This window comes from Salinilacustrithrix flava, from assembly GCF_041228405.1.
Taxonomy (GTDB): domain Bacteria; phylum Actinomycetota; class Acidimicrobiia; order Acidimicrobiales; family Salinilacustritrichaceae; genus Salinilacustrithrix; species Salinilacustrithrix flava.
Window position 1 is genome coordinate 1,353,052 of record NZ_CP133888.1, and the last position, 24,025, is coordinate 1,377,076.

19 protein-coding genes are annotated in these 24,025 nt (G+C 72.9%); 8 read left to right on the top strand and 11 right to left on the bottom strand.

Translation table 11 applies throughout. From position 1 onward, the window contains the following. Positions 1–34: 34 nt before the first annotated feature. A complete protein-coding gene (locus tag RGQ06_RS06790; protein ID WP_432427323.1) occupies positions 35–1,072 on the bottom strand; it encodes a DUF7064 domain-containing protein in 1,038 nt (345 codons plus the stop codon). A gap of 65 nt (positions 1,073–1,137) precedes the next feature. Between RGQ06_RS06790 and RGQ06_RS06795 the strand changes: the two genes are divergently transcribed. Both RGQ06_RS06795 and RGQ06_RS06800 read left to right on the top strand, forming a co-directional pair. After that, positions 1,138–2,517 carry an aldehyde dehydrogenase family protein gene (locus RGQ06_RS06795; RefSeq protein WP_432427322.1) on the top strand — a complete coding sequence of 460 codons (1,380 nt, stop codon included), beginning with the start codon at positions 1,138–1,140 and terminating at the stop codon, positions 2,515–2,517. Between the two features lie 7 nt (positions 2,518–2,524). Next, positions 2,525–4,465 carry a cell wall-binding repeat-containing protein gene (locus tag RGQ06_RS06800; protein ID WP_432427321.1) on the top strand — a complete coding sequence of 647 codons (1,941 nt, stop codon included), beginning with the start codon at positions 2,525–2,527 and terminating at the stop codon, positions 4,463–4,465. A gap of 12 nt (positions 4,466–4,477) precedes the next feature. On the opposite strand, the gene RGQ06_RS06805 is transcribed toward RGQ06_RS06800, so the two are convergent. Further along, positions 4,478–6,124 carry a GTPase gene (locus RGQ06_RS06805; RefSeq protein ID WP_432427320.1) on the bottom strand — a complete coding sequence of 549 codons (1,647 nt, stop codon included), beginning with the start codon at positions 6,122–6,124 and terminating at the stop codon, positions 4,478–4,480. Next, entirely contained in the window at positions 6,121–7,854 is a 1,734-nt protein-coding gene (locus RGQ06_RS06810; protein ID WP_432427319.1) for a dynamin family protein, read from the bottom strand. The genes RGQ06_RS06805 and RGQ06_RS06810 overlap by 4 nt, the downstream gene beginning before the upstream one ends. A 104-nt stretch (positions 7,855–7,958) precedes the next feature. Here RGQ06_RS06810 and RGQ06_RS06815 point away from each other — a divergent pair, with 104 nt between their 5' ends. The 4 genes from RGQ06_RS06815 to RGQ06_RS06830 all read left to right on the top strand — a co-directional run bounded on the left by RGQ06_RS06815 (position 7,959) and on the right by RGQ06_RS06830 (position 12,059). Beyond that, the gene (locus tag RGQ06_RS06815) at positions 7,959–8,498 is read left to right on the top strand and encodes a cupredoxin domain-containing protein (RefSeq protein WP_432427318.1); all 540 of its coding nucleotides are present in this window, start codon (positions 7,959–7,961) and stop codon (positions 8,496–8,498) included. Positions 8,499–8,630: 132 nt separating this feature from the next. Then, positions 8,631–9,008 carry a DUF2568 domain-containing protein gene (locus RGQ06_RS06820; protein ID WP_432427317.1) on the top strand — a complete coding sequence of 126 codons (378 nt, stop codon included), beginning with the start codon at positions 8,631–8,633 and terminating at the stop codon, positions 9,006–9,008. 285 nt (positions 9,009–9,293) lie between these two features. After that, positions 9,294–10,877, top strand: coding sequence for a peptide chain release factor 3 (locus RGQ06_RS06825; protein ID WP_432427316.1), 1,584 nt, complete (start codon positions 9,294–9,296; stop codon positions 10,875–10,877). Positions 10,878–10,886: 9 nt separating this feature from the next. Next, the gene (locus RGQ06_RS06830; protein WP_432427315.1) at positions 10,887–12,059 is read left to right on the top strand and encodes a hypothetical protein; all 1,173 of its coding nucleotides are present in this window, start codon (positions 10,887–10,889) and stop codon (positions 12,057–12,059) included. A gap of 10 nt (positions 12,060–12,069) precedes the next feature. Here RGQ06_RS06830 and RGQ06_RS06835 read toward each other — a convergent pair whose 3' ends face one another. From RGQ06_RS06835 to RGQ06_RS06850, 4 genes are read right to left on the bottom strand one after another with little or no spacing between them, the layout of a single operon-like run. Continuing rightward, positions 12,070–13,530: an alpha/beta hydrolase gene (locus RGQ06_RS06835; RefSeq protein WP_432427314.1), complete on the bottom strand. Its 1,461-nt coding sequence runs from the start codon at positions 13,528–13,530 to the stop codon at positions 12,070–12,072. Continuing rightward, on the bottom strand, positions 13,527–14,033 hold the full coding sequence (locus tag RGQ06_RS06840) for a DUF1003 domain-containing protein (protein ID WP_432427716.1): 507 nt from the start codon (positions 14,031–14,033) through the stop codon (positions 13,527–13,529). The genes RGQ06_RS06835 and RGQ06_RS06840 overlap by 4 nt, the downstream gene beginning before the upstream one ends. 5 nt (positions 14,034–14,038) lie before the next feature. Then, positions 14,039–15,277 (bottom strand): magnesium transporter MgtE N-terminal domain-containing protein, encoded by a 1,239-nt coding sequence (locus tag RGQ06_RS06845; RefSeq protein ID WP_432427313.1) that lies wholly within the window; start codon positions 15,275–15,277, stop codon positions 14,039–14,041. A 9-nt stretch (positions 15,278–15,286) separates the two neighbouring features. Then, a complete protein-coding gene (locus tag RGQ06_RS06850) occupies positions 15,287–15,733 on the bottom strand; it encodes a PaaI family thioesterase (RefSeq protein ID WP_432430710.1) in 447 nt (148 codons plus the stop codon). 30 nt (positions 15,734–15,763) lie between these two features. Between RGQ06_RS06850 and RGQ06_RS06855 the strand changes: the two genes are divergently transcribed. Further along, on the top strand, positions 15,764–17,320 hold the full coding sequence (locus tag RGQ06_RS06855; RefSeq protein WP_432427311.1) for a PQQ-binding-like beta-propeller repeat protein: 1,557 nt from the start codon (positions 15,764–15,766) through the stop codon (positions 17,318–17,320). A 3-nt stretch (positions 17,321–17,323) separates the two neighbouring features. On the opposite strand, the gene RGQ06_RS06860 is transcribed toward RGQ06_RS06855, so the two are convergent. After that, the gene (locus tag RGQ06_RS06860) at positions 17,324–19,297 is read right to left on the bottom strand and encodes an alpha-amylase family protein (protein WP_432427310.1); all 1,974 of its coding nucleotides are present in this window, start codon (positions 19,295–19,297) and stop codon (positions 17,324–17,326) included. A gap of 34 nt (positions 19,298–19,331) precedes the next feature. Here RGQ06_RS06860 and RGQ06_RS06865 point away from each other — a divergent pair, with 34 nt between their 5' ends. Further along, positions 19,332–20,723, top strand: a complete 1,392-nt coding sequence (locus tag RGQ06_RS06865; RefSeq protein WP_432427309.1) for a wax ester/triacylglycerol synthase domain-containing protein — start codon at positions 19,332–19,334, stop codon at positions 20,721–20,723. A 27-nt stretch (positions 20,724–20,750) separates the two neighbouring features. On the opposite strand, the gene RGQ06_RS06870 is transcribed toward RGQ06_RS06865, so the two are convergent. From RGQ06_RS06870 to RGQ06_RS06880, 3 genes are all read right to left on the bottom strand, one after another. Continuing rightward, the gene (locus RGQ06_RS06870) at positions 20,751–21,899 is read right to left on the bottom strand and encodes an acyl-CoA dehydrogenase family protein (protein WP_432427308.1); all 1,149 of its coding nucleotides are present in this window, start codon (positions 21,897–21,899) and stop codon (positions 20,751–20,753) included. Between the two features lie 55 nt (positions 21,900–21,954). After that, positions 21,955–23,142, bottom strand: a complete 1,188-nt coding sequence (locus RGQ06_RS06875; RefSeq protein ID WP_432427307.1) for a hypothetical protein — start codon at positions 23,140–23,142, stop codon at positions 21,955–21,957. Positions 23,143–23,203: 61 nt separating this feature from the next. Beyond that, the gene (locus RGQ06_RS06880) at positions 23,204–23,977 is read right to left on the bottom strand and encodes an ion transporter (RefSeq protein WP_432427306.1); all 774 of its coding nucleotides are present in this window, start codon (positions 23,975–23,977) and stop codon (positions 23,204–23,206) included. Positions 23,978–24,025: the final 48 nt, after the last annotated feature.

The following is a 24,025-nucleotide window of genomic DNA, read 5'->3' on the forward strand; positions in this document are numbered from 1 at the left end:
CCGGATGTGGTCACGGACGGGGGTGCGAACAGGTTCAGCGGACGTCGTCGCCGATGGGCACGCCGTCGACGATCTGGTCGAGGTACTCGCTCATGCCGATGCCCTTCTCGCCGCGGCACTCGAAGCGGGTCATGGCCTCGGTGATGCGGGTGAACAGCTCGTTGCCGTCGGGGTCCTGGCGCCGGTTGCGCAGCGGGATCAGGGAGATGACCTCGCCGTTGACCTCGTAGGTGTCGTGGTCGGTGGTGACCGAGCAGCGCATGGCCGTCTGGTACGTGTCCTCGTCCCAGTCGGACTCGATGGTGCAGTCCCGGATGAGGTGGTACTCGCCGCCCTCGAGGACCATGCCGCCGGGCTTGCCGCCGACGATCGAGATCATCATGGCGAAGTCCTTCGAGAACGTCATGGGCAGCCACCGGTACCAGGACAGAGCCTGCCAGTAGCGGGGGCCCCACGACTTGTCCCGCAGGCCCAGGCCGTCCATGTCGATGGTCTCCTCGCCGACCCGGATCGTTCCGGTGACCGCGCAGTGCTGCTCGTAGTGGGCCTTGGCGAAGGACTTCTCGGCCTCCACCTCGAGCTCGGTGCCGTCCTCGTACTGGGGCTTGCCGCCGTACATCGGGGACACGCCGCGGTAGTCGAGGTCGACCTCGCACTCCACCCACGGGTTCTCCTTGAACGCCGTGCGGGGGTCGGCCATCTGGCCGGGCTCGTCGAGCAGGCACACCTTGCCCTCGTAGCGGACCTTGAGGTGCTCGAACGGCTCGACCACCTCGATGGACAGGCCGCCGGCCTCCATCTTGTCGTTGGTGTCGATCTGGGGACGCCCGTAGACGAAGGCGACCCGACGCTTCCCGTCCTTGGCCGGCAGGTACACGCACACGGTCATCTCGGCGTAGCCCTCGTTGACCCGGTTGCCGAGGCGGAACCAGCCGCCGACCTCCTGGGCCGCGTCGAACGCGTTGAGGTACATCGACTCGTTGTAGTTCTCGGCCGCGTCGGGCTCGTGGGTGTACTCGTCCTCGGGCTCGAGCACGGTGACGATCTTCTTCTTCTTGGCGGTGTCGGACACGGCTTCCCCCGGGAGAACTTGGTTACAGGCGTTGCCAACCTAGCCAGCCGGTACGGTTCCCGCCCGTGCGCGACGTGCTCGACCCCTCCACCGGCGCCGTCGTCGACCGGGTGCCCGAGCTCGGCCCCGACGACGTCGATGCCGTCCTCACCCGGACCCTGGACGCCCACGCCGACTGGTCCCGGTCCAACGTGCGGGTCCGGCGCGACGTGCTCCGCGAGGTGGCCCGCCTCATCCGGGTCAACGCCGAGCACCTGGCCCGGCTCGAGTCGGCCCAGGCCGGCAAGCCGATCAGCGCGGCGCGCGGCGAGGTCGGCGCCGCCGCCGAGGTGTTCGAGTTCTACGCGGGCGCCGTCGACAAGATCCACGGCTCCACCATCCCGGGCAACGCCGACGGCACGCTGCTCACCTTCCGGGAGCCGATCGGGCCGAGCGTGGCCATCGTCCCGTGGAACTTCCCGCTGCTGATCCTGTGCTGGAAGGTGGCGCCGGCCCTCGCCATGGGCAACGCGGTCGTGGCCAAGCCGGCGTCGCAGACCCCGCTCACCGCCATCGCCCTGGCCGAGCTGGCCGAGGGCGCCGGCCTCCCACCCGGCACGTTCCAGGTCGTCACCGGCCCTGGCGGTTCGCTCGGCGAGGCGCTGGTGACCGATCCCCGGGTCCGCAAGGTGTCCTTCACCGGCTCCACCGAGGTCGGGTCCCGGATCATGGCCCTGGCGGCGCGAGACATCACCCGCGTGGGCCTGGAGCTCGGCGGCAAGTCGGCCAGCCTCGTCTTCGACGACCTCTCCGACGACCAGCTCGACGCGTGCGTCGCCTCGTCGCTGTGGTCGGTGTTCGACAACACCGGCCAGGACTGCTGCGCCCGCAGCCGCATGTTCGTGCACGAGTCCGTGGTGGACGACTTCACCGAGCGCTTCGTCGCTGCCACCGAGGCCATCCGCATCGGCCCGACCGGCGACGGCGACACCGAGCTCGGGCCCCTCATCTCCGAGGACCAGCGCGCCATCGCCGAGGAGTACCTGGCCTCGGCCCAGGCCGACGGCGCCCGGCTCCGCACCGGCGGGGTCCGCCCCGACCTCCCGGGCAGCTACCTGACCCCGGCGGTCCTCGACCGCGCCGACGTCGGCATGCGGTTCATGCGGGAGGAGATCTTCGGCCCGGTGGTCGGCATCCAGTCCTTCCGCACCGAGGACGAGGCGATCGCACTGGCCAACGCCTCGATCCACGGCCTGTCCGGGACCATCTGGTGCCGGGACATCGGCCGGGCCCTGCGCGTCGCCCGTGGCGTCGAGACCGGGATGCTGTCGATCAACACGTCGTCGTCGGTGCACATCGAAGCGCCCTTCGGTGGGGTGAAGCAGTCGGGGATCGGGCGTGACCAGGGCCTCGTCGCGCTCGAGCACTTCTCCGAGCTCAAGACCGTGTTCATCGCGGCCGATTGAGGTCCTCGTGACCCGTTCGCGCGCCCTGTCCGCCCTGGCGACCATCGCCCTGTTCGTCGGGTTGCTGGCGACGGTGGCCCCGGCCCCCATCGCCGCCGCCGGCCACCCCGACCGGATCTCGGGCGTCGACCGCTACCAGACGGCCGCGAAGGTGTCCGCCTCCCGGTTCGCTGCCGGGGTCCCGGTGGCCTACGTGGTGACCGGGGCCAAGTTCCCCGACGCCCTCGCCGCCGGCGTGGCCGCCGGCGTCGAGCGGGGCCCGGTGCTGCTCACCCAGCCGACCGCGCTGCCGCCGGCCACCGCGGCGGAGCTGGATCGCCTCCGTCCCGCCGAGATCGTCGTCGTCGGCGGCACCGGCTCGGTCTCCGACGGCGTGCTCGCCCAGCTGCAGGGCAAGACGAGCGGCGACGTCACCCGGGTCCAGGGCCCTGACCGCTTCGCCACCGCCGCAGCCGTGGCCCGTCACGCCTTCGCCGCCCCGACCACCGCCTACGTGGCCAGCGGGGAGACCTTCCCCGACGCCCTCGCCGGCGTGCCCGCCGCCGTCCGCCAGGGCGCGCCGCTCCTGCTGGTGAACAAGGACCGGTTGGCCGATGCGACCGGGCAGTACATCGCCGACCACCAGATCCGCGACGTGGTCATCCTCGGTGGCCCGGGCACGGTGAGCCCCGCGGTCGAGGACCAGCTCCGGTTCCTCGCCGGCAACGTCACCCGGGTCGCCGGCGCCAACCGCTTCGCCACCTCCTCGGAGGTGTCCGAGCGAGCCTTCGCCGGTGGCGCGCCGGTGGCGTACCTGGCCACGGGCATGGCCGCAGCCGACGCGCTCGCCGCCGGCCCGGTCGCCGCCCTCGCCGGCGGCCCCGTCCTGCTCGTGCGGGGCAACTGCATCCCGCCGGCGGTGCAGGCCGAGATCGCCCGCCTCCGCTCCCCCCGCCTCGTGATCCTCGGCGGCGACCGCGCGGTCGGCACCGCGGTCGAGGACGACACCCGCTGCCCGTCCGGGTCGAACCAGCCCGGCTCGCCGACGGTCGGGGCGATGCCCACCACGGCGACGTGGGACGACGACGGACCCGATCCCCACATCGTGCGCTTCGGGCACCAGTGGTACGCCTACACGACCGGCACCACGTGGGGGAACCACATCGGCGTGCTCGTGTCCGACCGACCTGACGGCGGCTGGCGCACGACGACCGGGCAGACCTGGGGCTCGACCGCCCTGCCCTCGTACCCCGACTGGCAGGTCCCGGACACGCAGTGGGCGCCGGCGGTCCACCGCTACGGCGGCCGGTACGTGCTGTTCTACGCGGCCCAGGCGAAGTCGTCGCTGGAGTGGTGCCTCAGCGTGGCCGTGGCCGACCGGCCCGAGGGGCCCTTCGTCGACCAGACGGGGGCGACCGGACCCATCGTGTGCCAGGACCACCTCGGCGGCACGATCGACCCGCACCCCTTCGTCGACGCCGACGGCCGGGCCTGGCTGCACTTCAAGAACAACGACGGCTTCGCCGGGCGCACCCACGGCGCCGATGCCGTCTCGAAGGTGTGGGCGGCACGGCTGAGCGCGGACGGCACGCGGCCGGTCGGCGGGCACGTCGAGGTGCTGGCCAAGGACACCAGCCGGTTCCCGTGGCAGACCACGCTCGACAACCCCCAGATGGTGCTGCGCGGCGGCGTCCACTACCTGTTCCACACCGGCGGCGACTACGTCGGCAACGACACCTACGCCACCGGCTACGCCCGCTGCGCCGGCCCGCTCGGGCCGTGCGAGACGCATCCCGAGCCGATCATGACCAGCTACGGGGACGTGGCCGGACCGGGCGGCGGCACCGTGGCCCGAGGCACCGACGGCCGGTGGTGGATCAGCTACCACGCCTGGACGAAGGGTTGCTACGACTACGGGCCGCCGTGCAACGGCGAGCGCAAGCTGTACGTGGCGCCGCTGAGCTTCTGACCGGGGTCCGTCTCAGCGCAGCTCGCGCACGGACGAACGCAGCTCGGCCAGGGCCGCGAGCTCGGCGTCGACCGGGTCGGCGACGAGGTCGTCCGCGGTCGACGACACCGCGTCGGTGAGCATCCGCCGGGCCGCGGCCGTTCGTCGCCTCGCTCCGATCCCGGCGATGGCGCGGGCCAGCACGCTCACCAGCAACCCGGCCAGCGCACCGCCGATGGCCATGGCCGACGGCCAGGGCACCTCGCCGATCTCCGGGGCGGGCAGGTCGGGGAGCCCGAACCAGGCGACCACGCCGATGACGACGAGCCAGACGAGGCCGACGGCCATGATCCCGGCCAGCAGCCACTGCAGGCCGGAGACGGCCCGCCACCAGCCGGCCGGCTCGGTGGGGAGGCGGGCGGATCCGATCTGGCGGTCGAGCGCGTCGGCCACGTCCCCGCGGCGGGCGTTGGCGACCTCGCCGACGCGCTCCTGCCACGCCGGCGGCAGGCCGGCAGCGGTGTCGTCCACGAAGTCGCGGAGGGCTCGTCCGAGCGCGGCGTCCGCGACGGTGGACGGCGCGGCGCGCGAGGTGCGTCCCACCGTGGTCGTGCCCGGCTCGGGCGGGGGCCGGTCGAGGCCGAGGCGGCGGAGCGGGTCGGGGCGGAGTCGGCCCAGCCACCGGGTCGGCGGCCAGCCCACGGCCTGGGCGGCCCGGCGTCGGTGGGCGGCACCGACGGCATCGGCGACCGCGTCGGCGCCCGAGGCATCGGCGAAGGCGCGGGTCAGGTCGCGCCGGGTGCCACGTCCGACCGGCTCCGGCGCCCGGTCGCTGACCCGGCCGGCCAGCTGGTCGGCGAGCCAGTCCACGTCGGCGTCGAGGCGCGCCACGAGAGCGCGCCGTTCGGCCGTGCGGGCGGCCAGCTCCCGGCGGAGCGCGTCCACGCCCTCGCCGGTCATGGTCGAGGTGGCCACGACGCGGACCCGGTGGAGCCCGTCGGCCTCGAGCAGGCGGGCGAGGTCGTCGACGATGCCCTGACGGCCGTGCTCGGGCACGAGGTCGACCTGGTTCAGGACCACGATGGTCACGGCGGCGTGCCCGGCGAAGCGGCGCAGGTACTGCTCGTGCAGCGCGGCGTCGGCGTACTTCTGGGGGTCGACCACCCACACGAACGCGTCGACGACCTCGACGAGGCGGTCGACCTCGGCCCGGTGGTCGGCTTCGACCGAGTCGTGGTCGGGCAGGTCGAGCAGGACCAGGCCGTGCAGGTCGGGCGCGCGCTCGGCCGGAACGACGTGGCGCTGCGGGACCTGGAGCCACTCGAGGAGGTCGGCGGTCCCGTCCCCGAGGGCGCCGTCGGCGTCGAACACGGCCGCCCGGGCCGTCGAGGTCGTCGGCCGGCGCACGCCGACCGGTGAGATGTCGTCGCCGACGAGCGCGTTGAACAGCGACGACTTCCCGCTGCCCGTCGCCCCGGCCAGCGCCACCACCGTGCGGTCCGCCCCGCGGCCGAGCCGGGTCTGGGCCCGCTCCACGGTGGCGGCCACGTCGTCGGCGAGGTCGGCGGGCAGTCGCCCCGGTCCCGCCGCGGCGAGCTCGGAGACGGCGGTGAGGTGGTCGAGCCGCTGGCGCAGCTCGCGGTCGGCTCGTGTGCTGCGGCGCTCGTCCCGCCGGCTCATCGCCGCCGCCGTCCTGCGTCGGTGCCCAGGGCTCGGCGCAGCTCGCCCGCCAGCTCCCGCAGCGTGCCGGCTGTCGTGGTGTCCGGTCGATGCCCGTCGACGAGGGAGGTGAACCGCTCGGCCTCCCCGGCGAGGAGCTCGCCGGTGCGGCGGTCGAGGTCGGCCCGGGCCCGTTCGGTCAGGCGGCGGACGGCCTGGTCGCCGAGGAGCGCTTCGAGCAGCGTGGACCCCACCGCGGTGCTGCCGCCGGCGATGGCGACCTCGGCGCCGGTGAGCCCACCCGTCTGGGCGAACACCCCGACCATCAGGACGAGGGCGGCGCCGTTGAGGCCGTAGGAGAGGATCTTGGCCGTGGTCCGCTTGCCGGCCCCCTCCTCGCGGAGCAGGTCGAGCAGGCCGCCCTGCCAGTCGCGGACGAGGCGAGAGGCCCGCTCGCCGAGATCGGTCGAGGGTCGGCGCAGCTCGTCGCCGGCGTCGTCGAGGAGCGCGGTGCCGGCGCTGGTCGCCCGCCAGCGGAGGACGACCTCGTCGGTGGCCTCGGCCACCCGCTCCCGCAGCAGGGTCTCGACGCCGCTCTCGACCGCGCCCTGGAACTTCTCGACGTTGCGGGGCCGGCCGGTGACGCTCGCCGCGATCCGGTCCCGCAGCCGGCCGATGCGTGACTGCAGCTCCCGGAGCAGCTCGCCCGTGCCGACCAGGTCCTGCCAGCGGGCGAGGACCTCGCCGCGCATGACGGTGCCGTCGCGCACGTCGTCGGCCAGGCGCTGGTGGGCGTCGGCGAACGCATCGGCTGCCGCACCGGACAGCTGGTCGGCGACTGCCTGCTGCTGCTCCACGACCGAGGCGACCTCCTCGGTCCGGTTCGACACGTCGGCCACCGCGCCCGTGAGGCTCTGGCGGACCAGGTCGGCTCGAGCCTCCCGGTCGGCGGCGAGGTCGTCGAGCCAGGCGCGCATCGGGGCGACCGCCGCGGTCGGCAGGCGGCCGTCGGCGAGCGCCTGCTCCTCGAGCACGAACAGCGGGGCGTCGCCGAGCCCCTCGTCGGCGAGCATCGAGGCCAGGTGCGGGGCGATCTCGTCGCCGGCGCCGGGCGGTACCCGGTTCAGCACCAGGCCGATGCCCACGCCACGACGAGACGCCGTGCGCAAGAAGTCCCACGGCACGGCATCGGCGTAGCGGGCGGCCGTGGTGACGAACACCCACAGGTCGGCGGCGTCGAGGAGGTGCTGGGCGATCTCCCGGTTGCGGTCGAGCACCGAGTCGATGTCCGGCGCGTCGAGCAGGGCCAGGTCCTCCGGCACGGCATCGGATGCGACGAGCTGCAGCTGGTGGGCGCCCTCCACCGGCTGTCCCGGCGTGCCCCGCGCCCGGGCGAGGGAGCCGAGCACCCGGTCGTCCTCGAACCAGCGGGCGGCCGTGGGGTGGTGGATCAGCACCGGCGAGCGGGTCGTCGGTCGCAGCACGCCGGGGACGGTGACCTCGGCACCGACCACGCTGTTCACCAGCGTCGACTTGCCCGCTCCGGTCGAACCGCCCACCACGGCCAGCACCGGCGCGTCGATGTCCCGCAACCGGGGGATGACGTAGTCGTCGAGCTGGCGGCGCACGTGGTCCGCGGTCCGCCGGGCGTCGTCGACGGCGTCGGTCGCCAGGGGCAACCGCACCTCACCCAGCTGCGCCCGCAGCGCCGTGGTCGTCGCCAGCATCCCGTCGAGGTCGATGCGCTCCATGATGCCCGCTCCATGCCCACTCGGAGGCCCGCTCCAAGCCAGTCGATGGACGCGGCGGTGAAGGTCGACTTCCCTCCTGTTATAAGGTGTGCTTTACTGCGGCGATGCACACGTCCCGCACCTTGATCGTCCCGCTGTTCGCCATCGTCGCCGCCCTCGGTCTGGGCGCATGCGGAGACGACGACGATGTCGCGGCGGGTCCGTCGACGGACTCGGGTGAGGAGAGCGTCGGTGCCGACGTCGTCGAGTACGGGTCCGAGTGCTCGCCCGTGGGCGAGGATCTGGAGGCGGAGGCCGAGGAGACGGTTGCGATCCAGCTCGCGGACTACGCGTTCGTGCCCGCTGATGTCACCGTTGCTCCTGGCGTGGTCACCTTCGCCGCCACCAACGTCGGTGAGGAGGCGCACGAGCTCGCCTTCCTCCCCGGTGGCGGTGAGGTGCCGCTCACGCAGGATGGTGCACCCGATGAGGAGGCGCTTGCCGAGGCCGGGGCCTTCGAGCTCGAGGCGTTCCCCGCCGGGGAGGACTGCAACGCCACCTACGACTTGGAGCCCGGCGAGTACACCCTCTTCTGCATCGTCGAAGCTGCTGACGGCGAGACGCACTACGAGAAGGGCATGGCCGGAACGCTCACCGTCGGGTGACCGGGTCCCGCACCGGGTGCCTGGCGGGTGACGCACGTCAGGTGGACCTCGATAATCGATACCTCGATGGCGGGGCAGCACGTACGGTTGTCGAGTGACCGTGATCGCTGTGCCATCGGCCACGACCTGACCGTGAAGTCGGAGCTCTCACCGGCCCAGGCAGCGCTGCGCTTCGGCCTGGAGGTCACGGCGATGGTGGCCTGGGCGATGGCGGCGTGGCGAGCAATGCCCGGAACGCTGGCCAGCGTCGTCGGCTCGGTTGGCGCCGTGGTCGTCCTCGCTGGGCTGTGGGGGACGTTCCGCGTGACTGGCGACGCCAGCGCATCCGGCGGTGCGCCGGTTGCGGTCGGTGGACGAACCCGGCTGGCGTTGGAGCTGTGCCTGCTGCTCGGCGCCGCAGTCGCAGCCATCCTCACCGCGAACGCCAGGTTCGGTGCCGTGCTCGGCGCGCTCGTGATGCTCCACTACGCAACGACGCCGCGACGGGTGCGCTGGCTGCTCGAGCGCTGACGATCGGCGTTGAACATCCATCGGCGCTCCCTTGGCCGCCGATCCTTGTGGCAGCCCCTCCGGACCCTCGGCACCGATGGCCGATGACCTCCGCCCTCCTCCCGGCTTCCGGGATGGTCGCGGCCACCCGCTGCGAGATCCGCGGGAGCTGTGGGGCCTCGAGCTCCGGAACCTGCTCTGCGATCGCATCGCGGGGTGGGGCGGCGCCATCTGCTCGGCGGCGAGGCACCGGATCGAGCAGGTCGGGAGTTGGCGGGCCCGGCAGGCGGCCGGTTCACTTGACCCGTGACCGATCCCGCCGTCGAGGCCGAACGCCGCCGCACGTTCGCCATCATCAGCCATCCCGACGCGGGCAAGACGACCCTGACCGAGAAGTTCCTGCTCTACGGCGGGGCGGTGCAGGACGCCGGCCAGGTCAAGGCACGCGGTGAGCGCCGTCGGGTGCGGTCCGACTGGATGGACATGGAGCAGCAGCGCGGCATCTCCATCACCTCGACCGTGCTGCAGTTCCCGTACCGGGACCGGGTGCTGAACCTGCTCGACACCCCGGGCCACCGGGACTTCTCCGAGGACACCTACCGGGTGCTGGCCGCCGCCGACGCCGCGATCATGGTCCTCGACGCCAGCTCGGGCATTGAGCCCCAGACCCTCAAGCTGTTCGAGGTCTGCCGGGAGCGCCGCATCCCGCTGCTCACCTTCATCAACAAGTGGGACCGGCCCGGCAAGGAGGCCCTCGAGCTCACCGACGAGATCGAGGAGACCCTCGGCCTGGCCACCATGCCGATCACCTGGCCGGTGGGCATCGCCGGCGACTTCCGCGGCCTCATCGATCGCCGCAGCGGCGACTACGTGCGCTTCAGCCGCACGGCGCGGGGCGCGACCGAGGCCGGCGAGGAGATCCTCGACCCGGCCGCCGCCGAGGAGGTCGACGGCGACAGCTACCTGGCCGCGGTGGAGCAGATCGAGTTGCTCGAGGCGGTCGGGTCCGACTTCGACCAGGAGCTGTTCGAGATGGCCGAGGCCACCCCGGTGTTCTTCGGCTCCGCCCTCACCAACTACGGCGTGCGGCTCCTGCTCGACGCCGTCGCCGACCTGGCCCCGTCGCCGCAGCCCCGCCCTGACATCGAGGGCGACCCCCGCCCGCTCGAGTCGCCGTTCTCCGGCTTCGCGTTCAAGGTGCAGGCGAACATGGACCCCAGCCACCGCGACCGCATCGCCTTCGTGCGGGTGTGCTCCGGGCGGTTCGAGCGGGGGATGGTGGTCACCCACGCCCGCACCGGCAAGCCCTTCGGCACCAAGTACGCCCACTCCGTGTTCGGCCAGGAGCGCGACACCCTCGAGGAGGCCTTCCCCGGCGACGTGATCGGCCTGGTCAACGCCACCGAGGTGCGGGTGGGCGACACGCTCTACCTCGAGCCGCCGGTGGAGTACCCCGGCATCCCCGCCTTCGCCCCCGAGCTGTTCGCCATCGCCCGGCCCAAGGACGTCGGCCGCTTCAAGCAGTTCCGCAAGGGCATCGCCCAGCTCGACGAGGAGGGTGTGGTGCAGGTGCTGCGCGACCGCGACCTCGGCGACCAGGAGCCCATGCTCGCCGCCGTCGGCCAGATGCAGTTCGAGGTCGCGTCGGCCCGGCTCGCCGACGAGTTCGGCTCGCCCGCCGAGATCTCCATGACCCGCTTCTCGATCGCCCGGGTCACCGATGAGGCGACCATGGCCAACCTGCGGGGGATGAGCGGCGTCCGGGTGCTCGAGCGCTCCGACGGCACCCTGCTCGCCCTGTTCGAGTCCGTGTACTGGTTGCAGCGCATCGAGTCCGATCACCCGGATTGGACCCTCGATCAGCTCGTCGCCGAGGGCATGGCGGGGTAGGGAGCCCTGGTGACCGACGACGACGAGGTGGGTGGCCGGCCCCTCCGGGGCGTGGTCGAGGTGGAGTGGGACGGCTGGGAGGACGACCGGCCCCGCTCGAAGGCGCCGTTCGTCATCGGCGCGGTCCTCGCGGTCGCGGTGCTGGCGGTCGCCGGCCTCACCTGGTGGGCGGTCGGCGCCGACGACGTGGTGCTGCCGGGGGAGGAGACCGCCACCCCCAGCGAGTCGGGTGACCCGAGCCCCCCGCCCGCCCCAGCCGAACCGACGTTGGCGGCGCTGCGCGAAGCGGTCCCCGCCGAGCTCGAGGGCTGCGTGCCCCCCGCCGACCGCCCCGACGGCGTCGGCCCCGACGGCACGGTCCGGCTCGAATGCCCCCGGGATGCCGTGCCCGAGCTGGTGACCTTCACCCTCTTCCCCGACGTCGAGGCGCGGGACCAGGCGTTCCGGGACACGGTCGCTGCCCTCGAGCTGGATCCGGGCGCGCCCGGCGAGTGCGCGCTCGGCGCGGGGGCCGTCCACGACCACCGGGACCGCCGGGGCCGCGGCCGGGTCGCGTGCCGCAGCGTGGACGGCCGGGTCGACATCGCCTGGACCGACGGCACCGCGCCGGTGCTCGGCGTCGCCGGCGGCTTCGGCCGCTACGCGGTGCACTACCGGTTCTGGTCCGAGCTCGTCGGACGGACCGACGCCGAGTTCCCCCTCCCGCTCGAGGAGCGGCTGCTCGACGAGCTTCCCGGCGAGCTCACGACCCGGTGCGAGCGGGACCTGGACCTGCTCGAGCGCGCCGGGGGCGTCGCCGCGGTCACGTGCCGACCGGCGACGGGCGCAGCCGGCGTCGTGTCCTGGGTCCGCTTCTCCGGCGCGGACGACATGACCCGCTGGATCGAGTCCGAGCAGGCCGTGCTCGGCGACGCCGTCCTCGACACGACCGAGAGCGCCTGCCGACCCGACGGCCGGGGGCCGGCGGGCGAGCTGCCCGTGCCGTGGCTGGGCGCGACGACCTACCGGCAGGGCTCCTCGACCGGCACGATCCTGTGCTTCGTCGACATCGCCGGCCAGGACGTCCTGGTCTGGAGCCGGGCCGGCGCGGACATCGGCTCGATCGCCGTGGCCGATGACACCGTCGACAGCACCATGGCCGACCTGGCCGAGTGGTGGGAGCTCGGCGGCCACCGGCCCTGACCGGCGCCGGTCAGCAGCGGCTGCCCACCGGGGGGACGACCTCGTCGAGCAGGTAGGCGATGGCGATCGCATCGATGCAGCCGTCCCCCTGGAAGACGACGGTGTGGCCGTCGCCCTCGCGGGTGACCAGCACGCCCTCGGCCAGGCGCTCCGCCACCGCCACCGCGTTCTCGTGGGGGGTGGCCGGGTCACCGGTCGTGGACACGACCAGGATCGGTGGTGACCCGGGGGCCGTGATCGGGCCGAGCGGATCGGGTTCCGCAGGCCACACCGCGCACCGCAGGTAGTCGTTCACGATCGCCTCCCCGAACCGGGGCGCCCGCGCGGCGGCGGCCTCGGCCTCGGCGAGGTGCTCGGCGGGTACGTCGGGCCACGCGCTGTCGAGGCATGACACCGCGTAGTACGCCGAGAAGTCCACGAGCCGCAGGTACTGCTCGGCCAGGCCGAGCATCGTCGAGCCGTCGCCGGCGAGGGCGCTGGTGACCGCCTCGTCCAGGACGGGCCACAGGCCGGTGTTGTACAGCGGCATCGCCAGGCCGATGGCGACCTCCCCGGGGCCGACCTGCGCGCTGCCGGCGGGGATGCCCGACTCGGCGAGCGCGAGCACGTCGTCGACGGCACCGACGGGGTCTGCGAGGTCGCACGTCGGGCGGTCGCCGCAGCCGGCGGCCCAGCGCGCCAGCGCGGTCTCGAACCCTCGGGCCTGCTGCACGGCCACGTCGATGCCGTCGGGCGCCGGGTCGACCACGCCGTCGAGGATCATGGTGCGGACGCGGTCGGGGAACAGCTCGGCGTAGGCCTGCCCGATCGCCGTGCCGTAGCTGTAGCCGAGGTAGTCGATGCGCTCGTCACCCATGCCGGCGCGGACCAGGTCGAAGTCACGGGCCACGTCCCGGGTGCCGACGTGGTCGAGGAGCTCCCCGCGGGTCGCTGCGCAGTCGGCGGCGTAGGCCTCGCTGACAGCGACGAGCGCGTCGACGTCGGCGTCGTCCTCCACGGTCGGATCCACGGCGTAGAGCTCGGCCGGGTCGATGCCGCAGTCGAGCGGGGCCGAGCCGCCGACGCCGCGGGGATCCACGGCGACGAGATCGAACCGCTCGCGCACCTCGTCCGGGAACGGGAACATGGGCAGGAGGTCGACCGCCCCGCTGCCCGGTCCGCCGAAGTTCACGAACAGCGCCCCGATGCGATCGCCCCGGGCGGGGAGGCGCAGGACGGACAGGTCGATCGTGGCGCCGTCGGGATCGTCGTGGTCCAGCGGAACCGCGACGGTCGCGCACTCGGCGGTGCCGCAGGGCTCCCAGGTGACCGTGGGTGCGGAGGGCTCGGTGGGGGCCGCCTCCTCGGAGGCAGGTGCCGAGGTCGTGGTCGTGGTGGTCGTCGGCTCGGTGTCGGCCCGCTCGAGGGTGGCGTCGGAGCTGGAGCAGGCCCCGAGCAGCACGGCGAGCCCGACGAGCAGGGCGCGCCTCACGTGGCGTCGTCAGCCGGGCGCACGTCGAGGGCGGACTCGATGCGGGCGAGCGCATCGCCGAGCTCACCGACGGCATCGCGCAGCTCGGTCATGGTGGCGACGTCGGCGAGCGACAGCCGCACCGACGCCAGCTCCCGGGCCATGAACTCGGCCTCGGCCTGGGTGCGGGCGTTGACCTCCCGGTCCTGCTCGGCCTGGGCCCGGTCCCGCTCGTCCTGGCGGTTCTGGGCGAGCAGGATCAGCGGGGCGGCGTAGGCGGCCTGGGTCGAGAACGCCAGGTTCAGCAGGATGAACGGGTACGGATCCCAGCGGAAGCGCACGGCGACGACGTTCACCGCGATCCAGGCGGCGACGAGGACGGTCTGACCGGCGAGGAACCGGCCGGTGCCGAGGAAGCGGGCGATGCCCTCGGAGAACCGACCGAACGCGTCCGGGTCGAAGTGCACGCCGATGACCCCGGCCTGGGCCGGGCGGGCGAGGTCGTCGGAGCGACGGAAGCGCAGCACGTCTACCCGAACCCCGTCCGTTGGCGGGGCAGCAGCCGACGCCAGCCGGTCGGCAGCAGGTGGTCCATCACGTCATCGATGGTGACGACGCCGACGAGGTGGCGGGCCCCGTCGCACACCGCGACCGCGACCATGTCGTAGGCGGCGAGGCGGCCGGCCACCTCGAGCTGGGGCGTGTCGGGGCTGAGGTGCTCGGACCGATCGGGCACGATGTCGCCGAGGTTCTCCGACGGCGGGTGGCGCAGGAGCCGTTGGAACCCGATGGTCCCGAGGAACCGGCCGGTGGGCACCGACAGGGGCGGGTTCACGACGAACACCTGGGCGGCCAGGGCGACGGGCAGCGAGGCCTCGCGCAGCATGGCGAGCGCCTCGGCCACGGTGGACTCCGGCGACATGATCACCGGTTCCGGGGTCATGAGGCCGCCGGCGGTCGCCGACTCGTAGGTGAGGAGCCGGCGCACGTGGTGGGCCTCGTCGGGCTCCATGGCCTCGAGCAGCCGGGCCCGCTCCTCGGCGCTCATCTCCCCGAGGAGGTCGGCCGCGTCGTCGGGATCCATCTCCTCGAGGATGTCGGCGGCGCGCTCGAGGTCGAGGCCGTTGATCAGGCGGATCTGCTCGTCCTCGGGGAGCTCCTCGAGCAGATCGGCGAGGCGCTCGTCCTCCATGATCTCGGCGAGGCGCTGGCGCTTCTCGAGCGGCAGCGCCCGGATGCGGTTGGCCACGTCGGCCGGGCGCATCTCGCGCATCTCGGCGACCTCGGCGGCGTCGGCGCCGACGTCGAACAGCGACCGGCACGCCTCCCACGGGACGATCACCGGCGTGCGCCGCCGGGCCAGGGGGCCGCGGCCGCCGAGGGCGATGGTGGACAGCTCCCACATCGAACCGGGCGAGTCCGACGGGGTGATGCCGACGTCGCGCACGTACTGCTCGACCCCGTCGACCTCGACCGGGCTGTCGACCAGGTCGCCGAGGGCGAGCAGCTCGCCCTCCCGCTTGCGGAAGGGGCGCAGGTCGATGGAGCCGGTGCGCATCCGCACGCCCGTGGGCTCGAGGTCGCCGATGCGGTTGGCGTTCACGAAGATGCGCCGGCGCTGCACCACCGTGATGAAGCCCAGCACCCGGGGCGCGAGGCGGCCGGCGGGCGCGAGGACGACGTCTTGCACCTGTCCGATGGTCTCGCCGTCGCCGTCCTGCAGGGGGAGGCGAGCGACGCGTGACACGTATCGCAGCGTCTCCGGCACGTGCGGAGGCTACCGGGGCTCACGCACCGCGTAGATGAGCGATCCCTCCATGACGAGCCGGTCCTCGCACATCGCCTCGGCCCGGCAGAACACGGTGGAACGACCCCGACGGGTGACCCAGCCTTCGGCGACCACGTCCGCCTCCCGGACCGCACCGATGTAGCTCAGGTTCATGGTGAGGGTCATGTACTGGGTCTCGGGCCCGTACGCCGACCCGATGGCGGGCACGACCACGGTGTCCATGAGCGTGGCGAGCGCGCCCCCGTGCACCACGCCGGCCGGTTGCTCGTGCTCGGGACGGAAGGGCAGGCGCATGCGGCAGTAGTCCGCCTTCAGCTCCTCGATCTCGAGGCCGAGCAACCCGGGGAAGTACTGGCGGTCGGGCCAGCGGCCGAAGGTCGACCACCGGTCGAGGACGTCGTCGGGCAGGGGTTCGAAGCGGTCGGCGCGCACCATCGGGAACCTACGCGGTCGTACACTCCGCCGGTGTTCCGACGGATCCCGCTGGCGCCGGTGGCGGTGCTCAGCCTTCTGGTCATCGCGGTGACCTGGTGGATCGACGACAGGGGTGACCCGGACGTCGGACCGGCGGCCGCGTCGGAGGAGACCGCGGAGCCCGACGAGGAGGAGCCGCCGGCGGAGACGACCACGACGCTGCCGCCGTTCGAGGGCTGGTCGAACCCCGCGCTCGCCGGCGAGCCCTACCCCGGGGCCACCGTCGAGGGCGTGCTGACGTTCCGCGGCAACCCGACCCGGTCCTTCCACGGCCGGGGACCGGTCCCGACCGACCCCGTCATCGACTACCGCTACCCGGCCGAGGGCGGGCTGTGCGGGGAGTCCACGAACCTCGGCGAGACCAAGGTGTGGTGCGGCATGGGCTGGACCGGCCAGCCCGCCGTGTTCGAGCGCGAGGCCGCCGACGGCACCAGCCGCACCTGGCTCGTGTTCGGCGCCTACGACGGCGCCGTCCACTTCCTCGACGCCGACACCGGCGAGCGCATCCTGCCCCCGTTCCCCACCGGCGACCTCATCAAGGGCTCGGTCACCGTCGACCCCGACGGGTACCCGCTCGTCTACACCGGTTCCCGCGACGACCACTACCGCATCCTGTCGATCGAGGGCGACGAGGCCGTCGAGCTGTGGTCGATGGCGGCGGACGACTTCTCGCCGATCCTGTGGAACGACGACTGGGACAGCTCCGGCATCGTCATCGACGACCACCTCTTCGTCGGCGGGGAGAACAGCCGCTTCGTGATCGTGGCGCTCAACCGGGGCACGGCCGCCGACGGGTCGGTCACCGTGGCCCCCGAGATCGTCTTCGACGTGGCGGGGTGGGACCAGGAGCTGCTCGACTCGATCGGCGACCAGACGGTGTCGATCGAGGTGTCGCCCACCGTCGTGGGCAGCACCGTCTACTTCACGAACTCCGGCGGCCTCGTCCAGGGCTACGACATCTCCGGCCTGGCCGACGGGGTCACGCCGACACGCACGTTCCGGTACTGGATGGGCGACGACACGGACGCGTCGATCGTCGCCGACGCCGAGGGCATGCTCTACGTCGCGGCCGAGTACGAGCGGGCGGCCACCGCCGAGCGCTCCGACGCCGTCGGCCAGCTGGTGAAGCTGGACCCCACCGCAGACGTGGCCGCCGGCGAGGACCCGCTCGTGTGGTCCTGGTTCGACAACGAGGTCCGACCCGGCGGGATCTGGGGCACGCCGGCCGTCGTGGACGGCGTGGTCTACGTCGGCACGAACGGCGGGCGGTTGGCGGCGGTCTCGGCGGCCACGGGCGTGGAGCTGTGGTCCAAGCGGCTGCCCGGGCCCCTGTGGGGTTCGCCGACCGTCGTCGACGGCGTCCTCCTCCTCGGCGACTGCGCCGGCACGTTCCACGCCTTCGAGCTGCAGCCCGGCGGCGCCGAAGCGACCGAGCTGTGGTCGCTCGACCTGGATGGCTGCATCGAGGCCACCCCGACGGTCTGGGACGGCCGCATCATGATCGGCACGCGGGGCGGCGCCCTCTACTCGATCGTCGACGGCGGCTGACGGTCAGTCCGACAGCCAGACCCAGCCCCAGGCCGGCAGGTGGATCCGGCCGTCGTCGATGCGCACGTTGCCGTCCGACGCGAGGACCGGCACCGGATCGTGGAGGCCCGCGTCGACGGCGACGGGCAGCGGCACGCTCGTGGGCTCGTCGCTGAACGCAGCCAGCCCGAGGAACGGCAGGTGCCGGGGATGCGTGCGCCGCCAGGCGAACACCGAGGGGTGCCCGGTCCACCGCGCCGACGTGGTGCCGCCGGCGCGCATGACCGGCAGGTCGCGCCGCGCCTGGATCTGCTCGCGCAGCCCGGCGTAGACCCGTCCCTCCACCGACCCGGCATCGTGGCGTCGGGCCGCGGCCTCCCAGTCCATCGGTGGTCGGTGGATCCAGCGGTTGTCGTCGGCGTGGTCGGGGTCGTCGGCGAACGAGCGGTCGTTGGCCAGGGCGATCTCGTCGCCCATGTACAGCACCGGGATCGAGCCGCCCCACCCGATGATCACGGCGTGGAGGAGGAGGAACCGGCGGATCGCGGCGCCGAGGGCGACGGGGTCCTGGCGCTCCCGGGCCTGGTCGATCCCGCAGAGGGCGGCGGTGGTGCCCGAGATGCGCGCGTCGAGCGTGAGCGGGTTCTCCTGGAACTTCACCCCCTGGGCCCAGCTCCCCGGGTGCTCGCCCGAGTAGTAGCGGTTGAGGAAGGCCCGGTGCTCGAAGCCGTTCCACCCGACCGCGGCGGCGTCCTCGTCGCTCACCGCCCAGCCGATGTCGTCGTGGCAGCGCACGTAGGTGACCCATCCCGTGCCGTCCGGGGGTTGCCGCATGCGCTCGAGCGACCGGGTCATCAGCTGGGCGTCGCGGGCCGCCAGCGACGACCACAGCATGACCATGAGCTGGTTGTGGTAGGCGAGCTCGCACTCCCGGACCTCGGGGTCGTGGCCGCCGAGGTACTGCACCAGCTCGTCGGGCGACACGATCGCCTCGGCCTTGCAGATCGTGCCCGGGGCCGAGATGCGCAGCACGTTGCGCAGGATCTGCACGATCCGGTGGGCCTGGGGGAGGTTCTCGCAGTCGGTGCCCTTCTGCTTCCACAGGAAGGGCACGGCGTCGAGGCGGAACACGTCGACGCCGCGGTTGGCGAGGTCGCCCATCACCGCGCACATCGAGGCGAGGACGTCGGGGTTCTCGTAGTCGAGGTCCCACTGCCACTCGCGGAACGTGGTCCAGACCCAGCCGAGGCCCTCGACGTGGGTGAAGCTGCCGGGCGCCATCTCCGGGAACACCTCCCGCATGGTCGCCTCGTACTGGTCGGGCTCGGTGCGATCCGGGAAGATCCGGTAGTAGCGGCGGTGGGTGGGGTCGCCGGCCCGCGCCGCCTGGGCCCACGGGTGCTCGGCCGCGGTGTGGTTGACCACCAGGTCGATGCACAGCGCCATGTCCCGGTCGTGCAGCTCGCCGGCGAGAGCCTCGAGGTCGGCCATGTCGCCGAGGCGCGGGTCGATGGCGCCGTAGTCGGCCACCGCGTAGCCGCCGTCGTTCTCCCCCTCCCGCGGGCGCAGCAGCGGCATGAGGTGGAGGTGGGTGATGCCGAGCTCCTCGAGGTGGTCGAGCCGGTCGATGACGCCGCGCAGGGTCCCGGCGAAGCGGTCGGTGTAGGCGACGTAGCCGACCTGGCGGGCACGCAGGAACCAGTGCGGGTCGATCTCGCGGCGGTGGTCGAGGATGCGCAGCGACGCCGACCGCTGCTCGGCGGTGGCGAGGGCCAGCGAGAGCAGGCGCAGGACGAGGGCGTCCGGGTCGTGACCCCGCGCGCCGTAGACGTCGTCGACGGCCTCGTGCAGCTCGTCGATCACGACGTCCGCCCGGGCGCCGAACGTCTGGCCGTCGGCCACGCCGAGGACGTCGACGGCCTCGGCCACCACGCCGGCACGGGCGTCTCGCCACCACGCGCGCACGTGGTTCCGTCGCTGGCTGCCTCGGACGCTCACCGACGAGGCAACGTACAGGGGTACGCTCGCCAGGATGGCCCGTCCCCGGGAGCAGCACTTCGAGCGTCACATGAGCGACAACGAGGCGCTCATGTGGAACCTCGAGAAGGACCCTGCGCTCAGCTCCTGGTTCGCGAGCCTCACGATCCTCGACCGACCGCCGTCGCTGGAGCGCCTGCGCGCCCGCCTCGCCCGGGCCGTCGTGGCCGTGCCGCGCCTGCGCCAGCACGTCGTCGCCAGCGTCGGTCGCCTGAGCCCGCCCGCGTGGGTGGACGACCCGGAGTTCGACCTCGACCGGCACGTGTGGCGCATCGCCGTGCCCTCGCCGGGCGCCGACGCCGACCTGCACGAGCTGGCCATCCGGTTGCTGCAGGAGCCCTTCGACCGCACCCGACCGCTGTGGCAGTTCATCGTCATCGAGGGCCTGGCCGACGGTCGGGCCGCGCTCTTCCAGAAGATGCACCACACCATCACCGACGGCGAGGGCGGGGTGCGCCTCGCCGAGCAGTTCGTGGACCTCGAGCGCGACCCGAACGAACCCGACCCACCCGACGTGCCTGCCCCCGTCGGCGACGGCGACGGCTTCGCCGAGAGCGCCATGGAGGTCGTGGGCCACAACGTGCGCCGGGTCGGCGGCCTCGCCCGCCGGGTCACCGGCTCGGTGGTCGGCAACCCGCTCGGCACCGCCCAGGGCCTGGGCCGGGCCGTCAAGGAGATCGACCGGTCGCTGCGCCCCTCGCACGAGGAGGGCCGCACCGTCGGCTCGCCGCTGTGGAAGCCGCGCACGCTGAAGCGCTGGTTCGGATCCCTGCACGTGCCCCTCGCCGACGTGAAGCAGGCCGGCCGGGTGCTCGGCGGGACGATCAACGACGTGTTCGTCGCCGGCGCCCTCGCCGGCGCTGCCGCCTACCACCACGAGCGCGGCGTCCGCCCCGACCTGCTCCGCGCCGCCATGCCGGTCAGCACCCGCAAGGGCGGCACCGCCGGCGGCAACGCCTTCGCCATCACCACCACCGATCTGCGGGTGCCCGACGATCCCATCGAGGCCTTCGCCGTGGTCCACGAGGCGCTGGCCGCGGTGAAGGGCGGCGGCTCCATGGACCTGATCGGCCAGCTGGCCATGGTCGTGAACCTGCTGCCGACCTCGGTGCTGACGTCCTTCGCCAAGGACGCCGCCGCCACCGTGGACTTCACCGTGTCCAACGTGCGCGCCGCGCCGGTGGAGCTCTACATCGCCGGCGGCCGCTGCGAGGCCGTCCTGCCCATGGGCCCGATCTCGGGCACGGCGTTCAACCTCAGCACGCTCAGCTACAACGGCGGCCTCGACATGGGTCTGGTCGTGGACGCCGGCGCCATCGACGACCCCGCCGGCCTCCGCGACCACCTCGTCGCCGCCTTCGACACCCTCATCGAGGTCGGCCGCTGAGGGAAACTGGCAGTGCTGGTGTAGCGCTCAGATGCCGAGTTGGCGCGACGCGAGGTCGCGCATGATCTCCTCGGAGCCGCCGCCGATGGCCTGGACCCGCACCTCGCGGTAGAGACGCTCGACGGTGTCGCCCCGCAGGTAGCTGGCGCCGCCGAGGATCTGGGCCGCCTCGCGCGCGCACTGCTCGAAGCACAGGGTGGCGTTCACCTTGGCCTCCGCGATCTCGGCCACCGGGTTGTCGCCCTGGTTGAGCCGCCACGACAGCAGCTCCAGCCACGCCTTCGACGCGTTGATCATGCGGTCCATCTCGGCCAGCTTGTGGCGGATCACCTGGTGGTCGGCGAGGCGCTTGCCGAAGGTCTCCCGCTCGCGGGCCCAGCCCACGGCCTCGTCGAAGCACACCCGGCTGAAGGCGGTGGACTGCACGGCCAGGTCGATGCGCTCGGCGTTGAAGTTGTTGACGATGGCGGAGAAGCCGGCGTTCTCCTCGGTGATGAGGTTCTCCTCCGGCACCCGCACGTCGTCGAAGTAGAGGGTGGCGGTGTCCGAGGCGAGCCAGCCCATCTTGTCGAGCTTGGTGCGATCGACGCCGGGACGGTCGCCCTCGATGAGCATCATCGAGATGCCGGCCGGGCCCTCGCCGCCGGTGCGCACGGCCGTGGCGAAGAAGTCCGCCCGCATCCCCGAGGTGATGAAGGTCTTGGAGCCGTTCACCACGAACTCGTCGCCCTCCCGCCGGGCGGTCGTCTTGATCCGGGCCACGTCGGACCCGCCCGAGGGCTCGGTGATGGCGAGGGCCGCGATCTTCTCGCCGCTCATGCACGGGGCGATGACCCGGGCCTTCATCTCCTCGGACCCGAAGCGCTGGATGGGCGGCAGGCCGATGTAGTTGGAGAACAGGGCAGCGACCACGCCGCCGGAGCCGGCCATGCACAGCTCCTCCATGAGCACGAGGCGCATGAGGGCGTCGCGCTGGCCGTGTCCGCCGTACTCCTCCTGGAACCCGTCCCCGAACAGGCCGATCGCCCCGGCCTTCACGTACAGGTCGCGGGGCACCTCACCGGCCAGATCCCACTCGTGGACGTGGGGCGCGATCTCGTTCTCGGTGAAGGCGCGCACCACCTCCCGGTAGGCGTGGTGGTCGTCGTCGTAGAAGGGGCTCGACACCGTGCTCATCGTCGCCGAGCCTTCCACATGCCGGTCAGGCCGGGGCAGGCCGGGGCAGGCCGGATCAGTGGTCGTGGTCGTCGCAGCCCGACCCGTGGGAGCCCTCGATGCCGGCGAAGGGACCGCAGGGGTGCTCGTCCACCCAGACGTGGAGCATGGGCTGGGTCGGTCGGAACTCGCCCCGGGCGCAGGAGCCGGTGGCGTCGGTGGTGCCCACGACGCGAGCGCCGTCCCAGCACAGGTTCTGGTGGTCGTGCCACGGGGTCAGGTCGCCGGCGATGTCGGGGGCGTCGGCCATCGTCGTCCCGAACGGCAGCAGGTACATGGCCGAGGCCACCTCCTTGGTGCCGTCGGGGTTCACCTTGAGCACGATCGACTCGATGTCGTCGGGGTCGAGCACCCGGGGGTCGATGATGCGCTGGACGTTGATGTAGTGCTCGTAGCCGGTCGCGCCGTCGCCGATGGACGTGAACCCGGCCGCCTGCACTGCGGCCTCGTCGGGGAAGGCCTGCATCGCCTCGGTGGTCTCGACCAGCAGCTGCTCGGCCCGCTCACGGGCCTCGGGGGTGGGAGCATCGTCGAGGAACGAGGCGAAGCTGGCCGGGTAGCCGAGCTCCTCCGAGGTGGGGGCGGGTGCCTCCGGTTCGGCGTCGCCGGCATCGGTCGTCCCGTGGTGGTCGTCGTCGCCGTGGTCGTGGGAGTCGTCGTGGGGGTGGTCGTCGTCCTGGCCGTCGCCGGCGGAGGCGACCTCGCCGGCGGCCAACGCCACGTCGTCGTCGTGGTCGTGGCTGTCGTGGTCGTGGGGCTGGGCCATGGCCGGGATCGTGGCGAAGGCGAGCAGGGCGATGATCGCCGGCACCGCGGCCTGGCCGAGGCGCGGCATGGCGATGTCAGCGACGGCGACCGTCGTGGCCACCAGGGCGAGGAGGGCGAAGCCGGCCGCGAGGCCATCCTGGAAGCCGATGCTCTGGCCGGCTTCGAGGCCCTCGACGGCGGACAGGCCCACCGTTCGGCTGGTCAGCCAGGCACCGAACGCCGCGAGGTTGATGCCGAGCCCGGCGACCATGACCGGCGGGGTCGGGCGGACGAGCGCGGCGGCGCCCCAGCCGATCTGGGCGACCGCGGTGATCGAGAACAGCATCGACAAGGTGGCGAGCTCGGCGTGCGAGCCGGCCGCAGCGGCGTGGATCAGGCCGGCGGCGATCGATGCTGCGGCGGCGATGGCCGCGGCCGGGTGGGACGGGGAGGGCATGCGTGCCCCTCTCTGGTGTGACGGGTGTCTCCCCGCCAGCGTAGGGGGTCGTCGGCGAGGATCAGCCGTCGGTCTCGCCCCGCTCCTCGGCGGCGGCGTACTCGGCGCGCTGATCGACGAAGAAGGCACCGAGCGCGGCGGCCATGGAGGCGAAGACGACGACGGCGTAGATGCTGAGCAGCAGCGAGACGATGCGGGACGGGATGGTGGTCGGCTCGAACATGTAGGTGCCGGAGATGGCCAGGTTCACCGACCACCACAGCGTCTCGCCGAAGCTCTCCCCGCTGCCATCGAGGAGGTAGAGGAGCTGGGCGCCGGCCACGATCACGGACACCGTCGTGACGGCGAGGAAGGACAGCCGGCCCCCGAGCAACCCACGGGCGGTGCCGATGGCCCGGTACGACGACCCGAGCACCCGGACGCTGGGCAGGATCCGCAAGGTGCGCAGGGCGGGGATGATCCGGGCGGTGCGCAGGAGCGGCACGGCCAGGAAGAACACCGACGGCCAGCGGCGGCGCAGGAACCGGAACGGGTGGCCGGACACGACGAGCTTGGCCACGAACTCGAGCAGGAAGATGCCCCACACGACGTCGCTGACGAGGGAGAGGACGGGACGCTGGCTCTCGGGTGCGATGAGGTCGTAGGCGACGAACGCGCCCCAGGCCACGGCCAGCACCGCCATCACCGGGTCGAGGCGCCGCTCGAGGACGGCCGCGAACCGCTCCCGGGCGCTGATCTCCTCGTCCGGCTCGGGCCCGAGGAGGGAGCGTGCCGCCTGGTCCTCGGCGTCGGCCCGGTCGACCGGGCGCGGCGCAGGAGAAGCGGCATCGTTCATGCCAGCTCCCTAACCCGATCGCGGCACGGGTACCCGTGTCGGGGCACA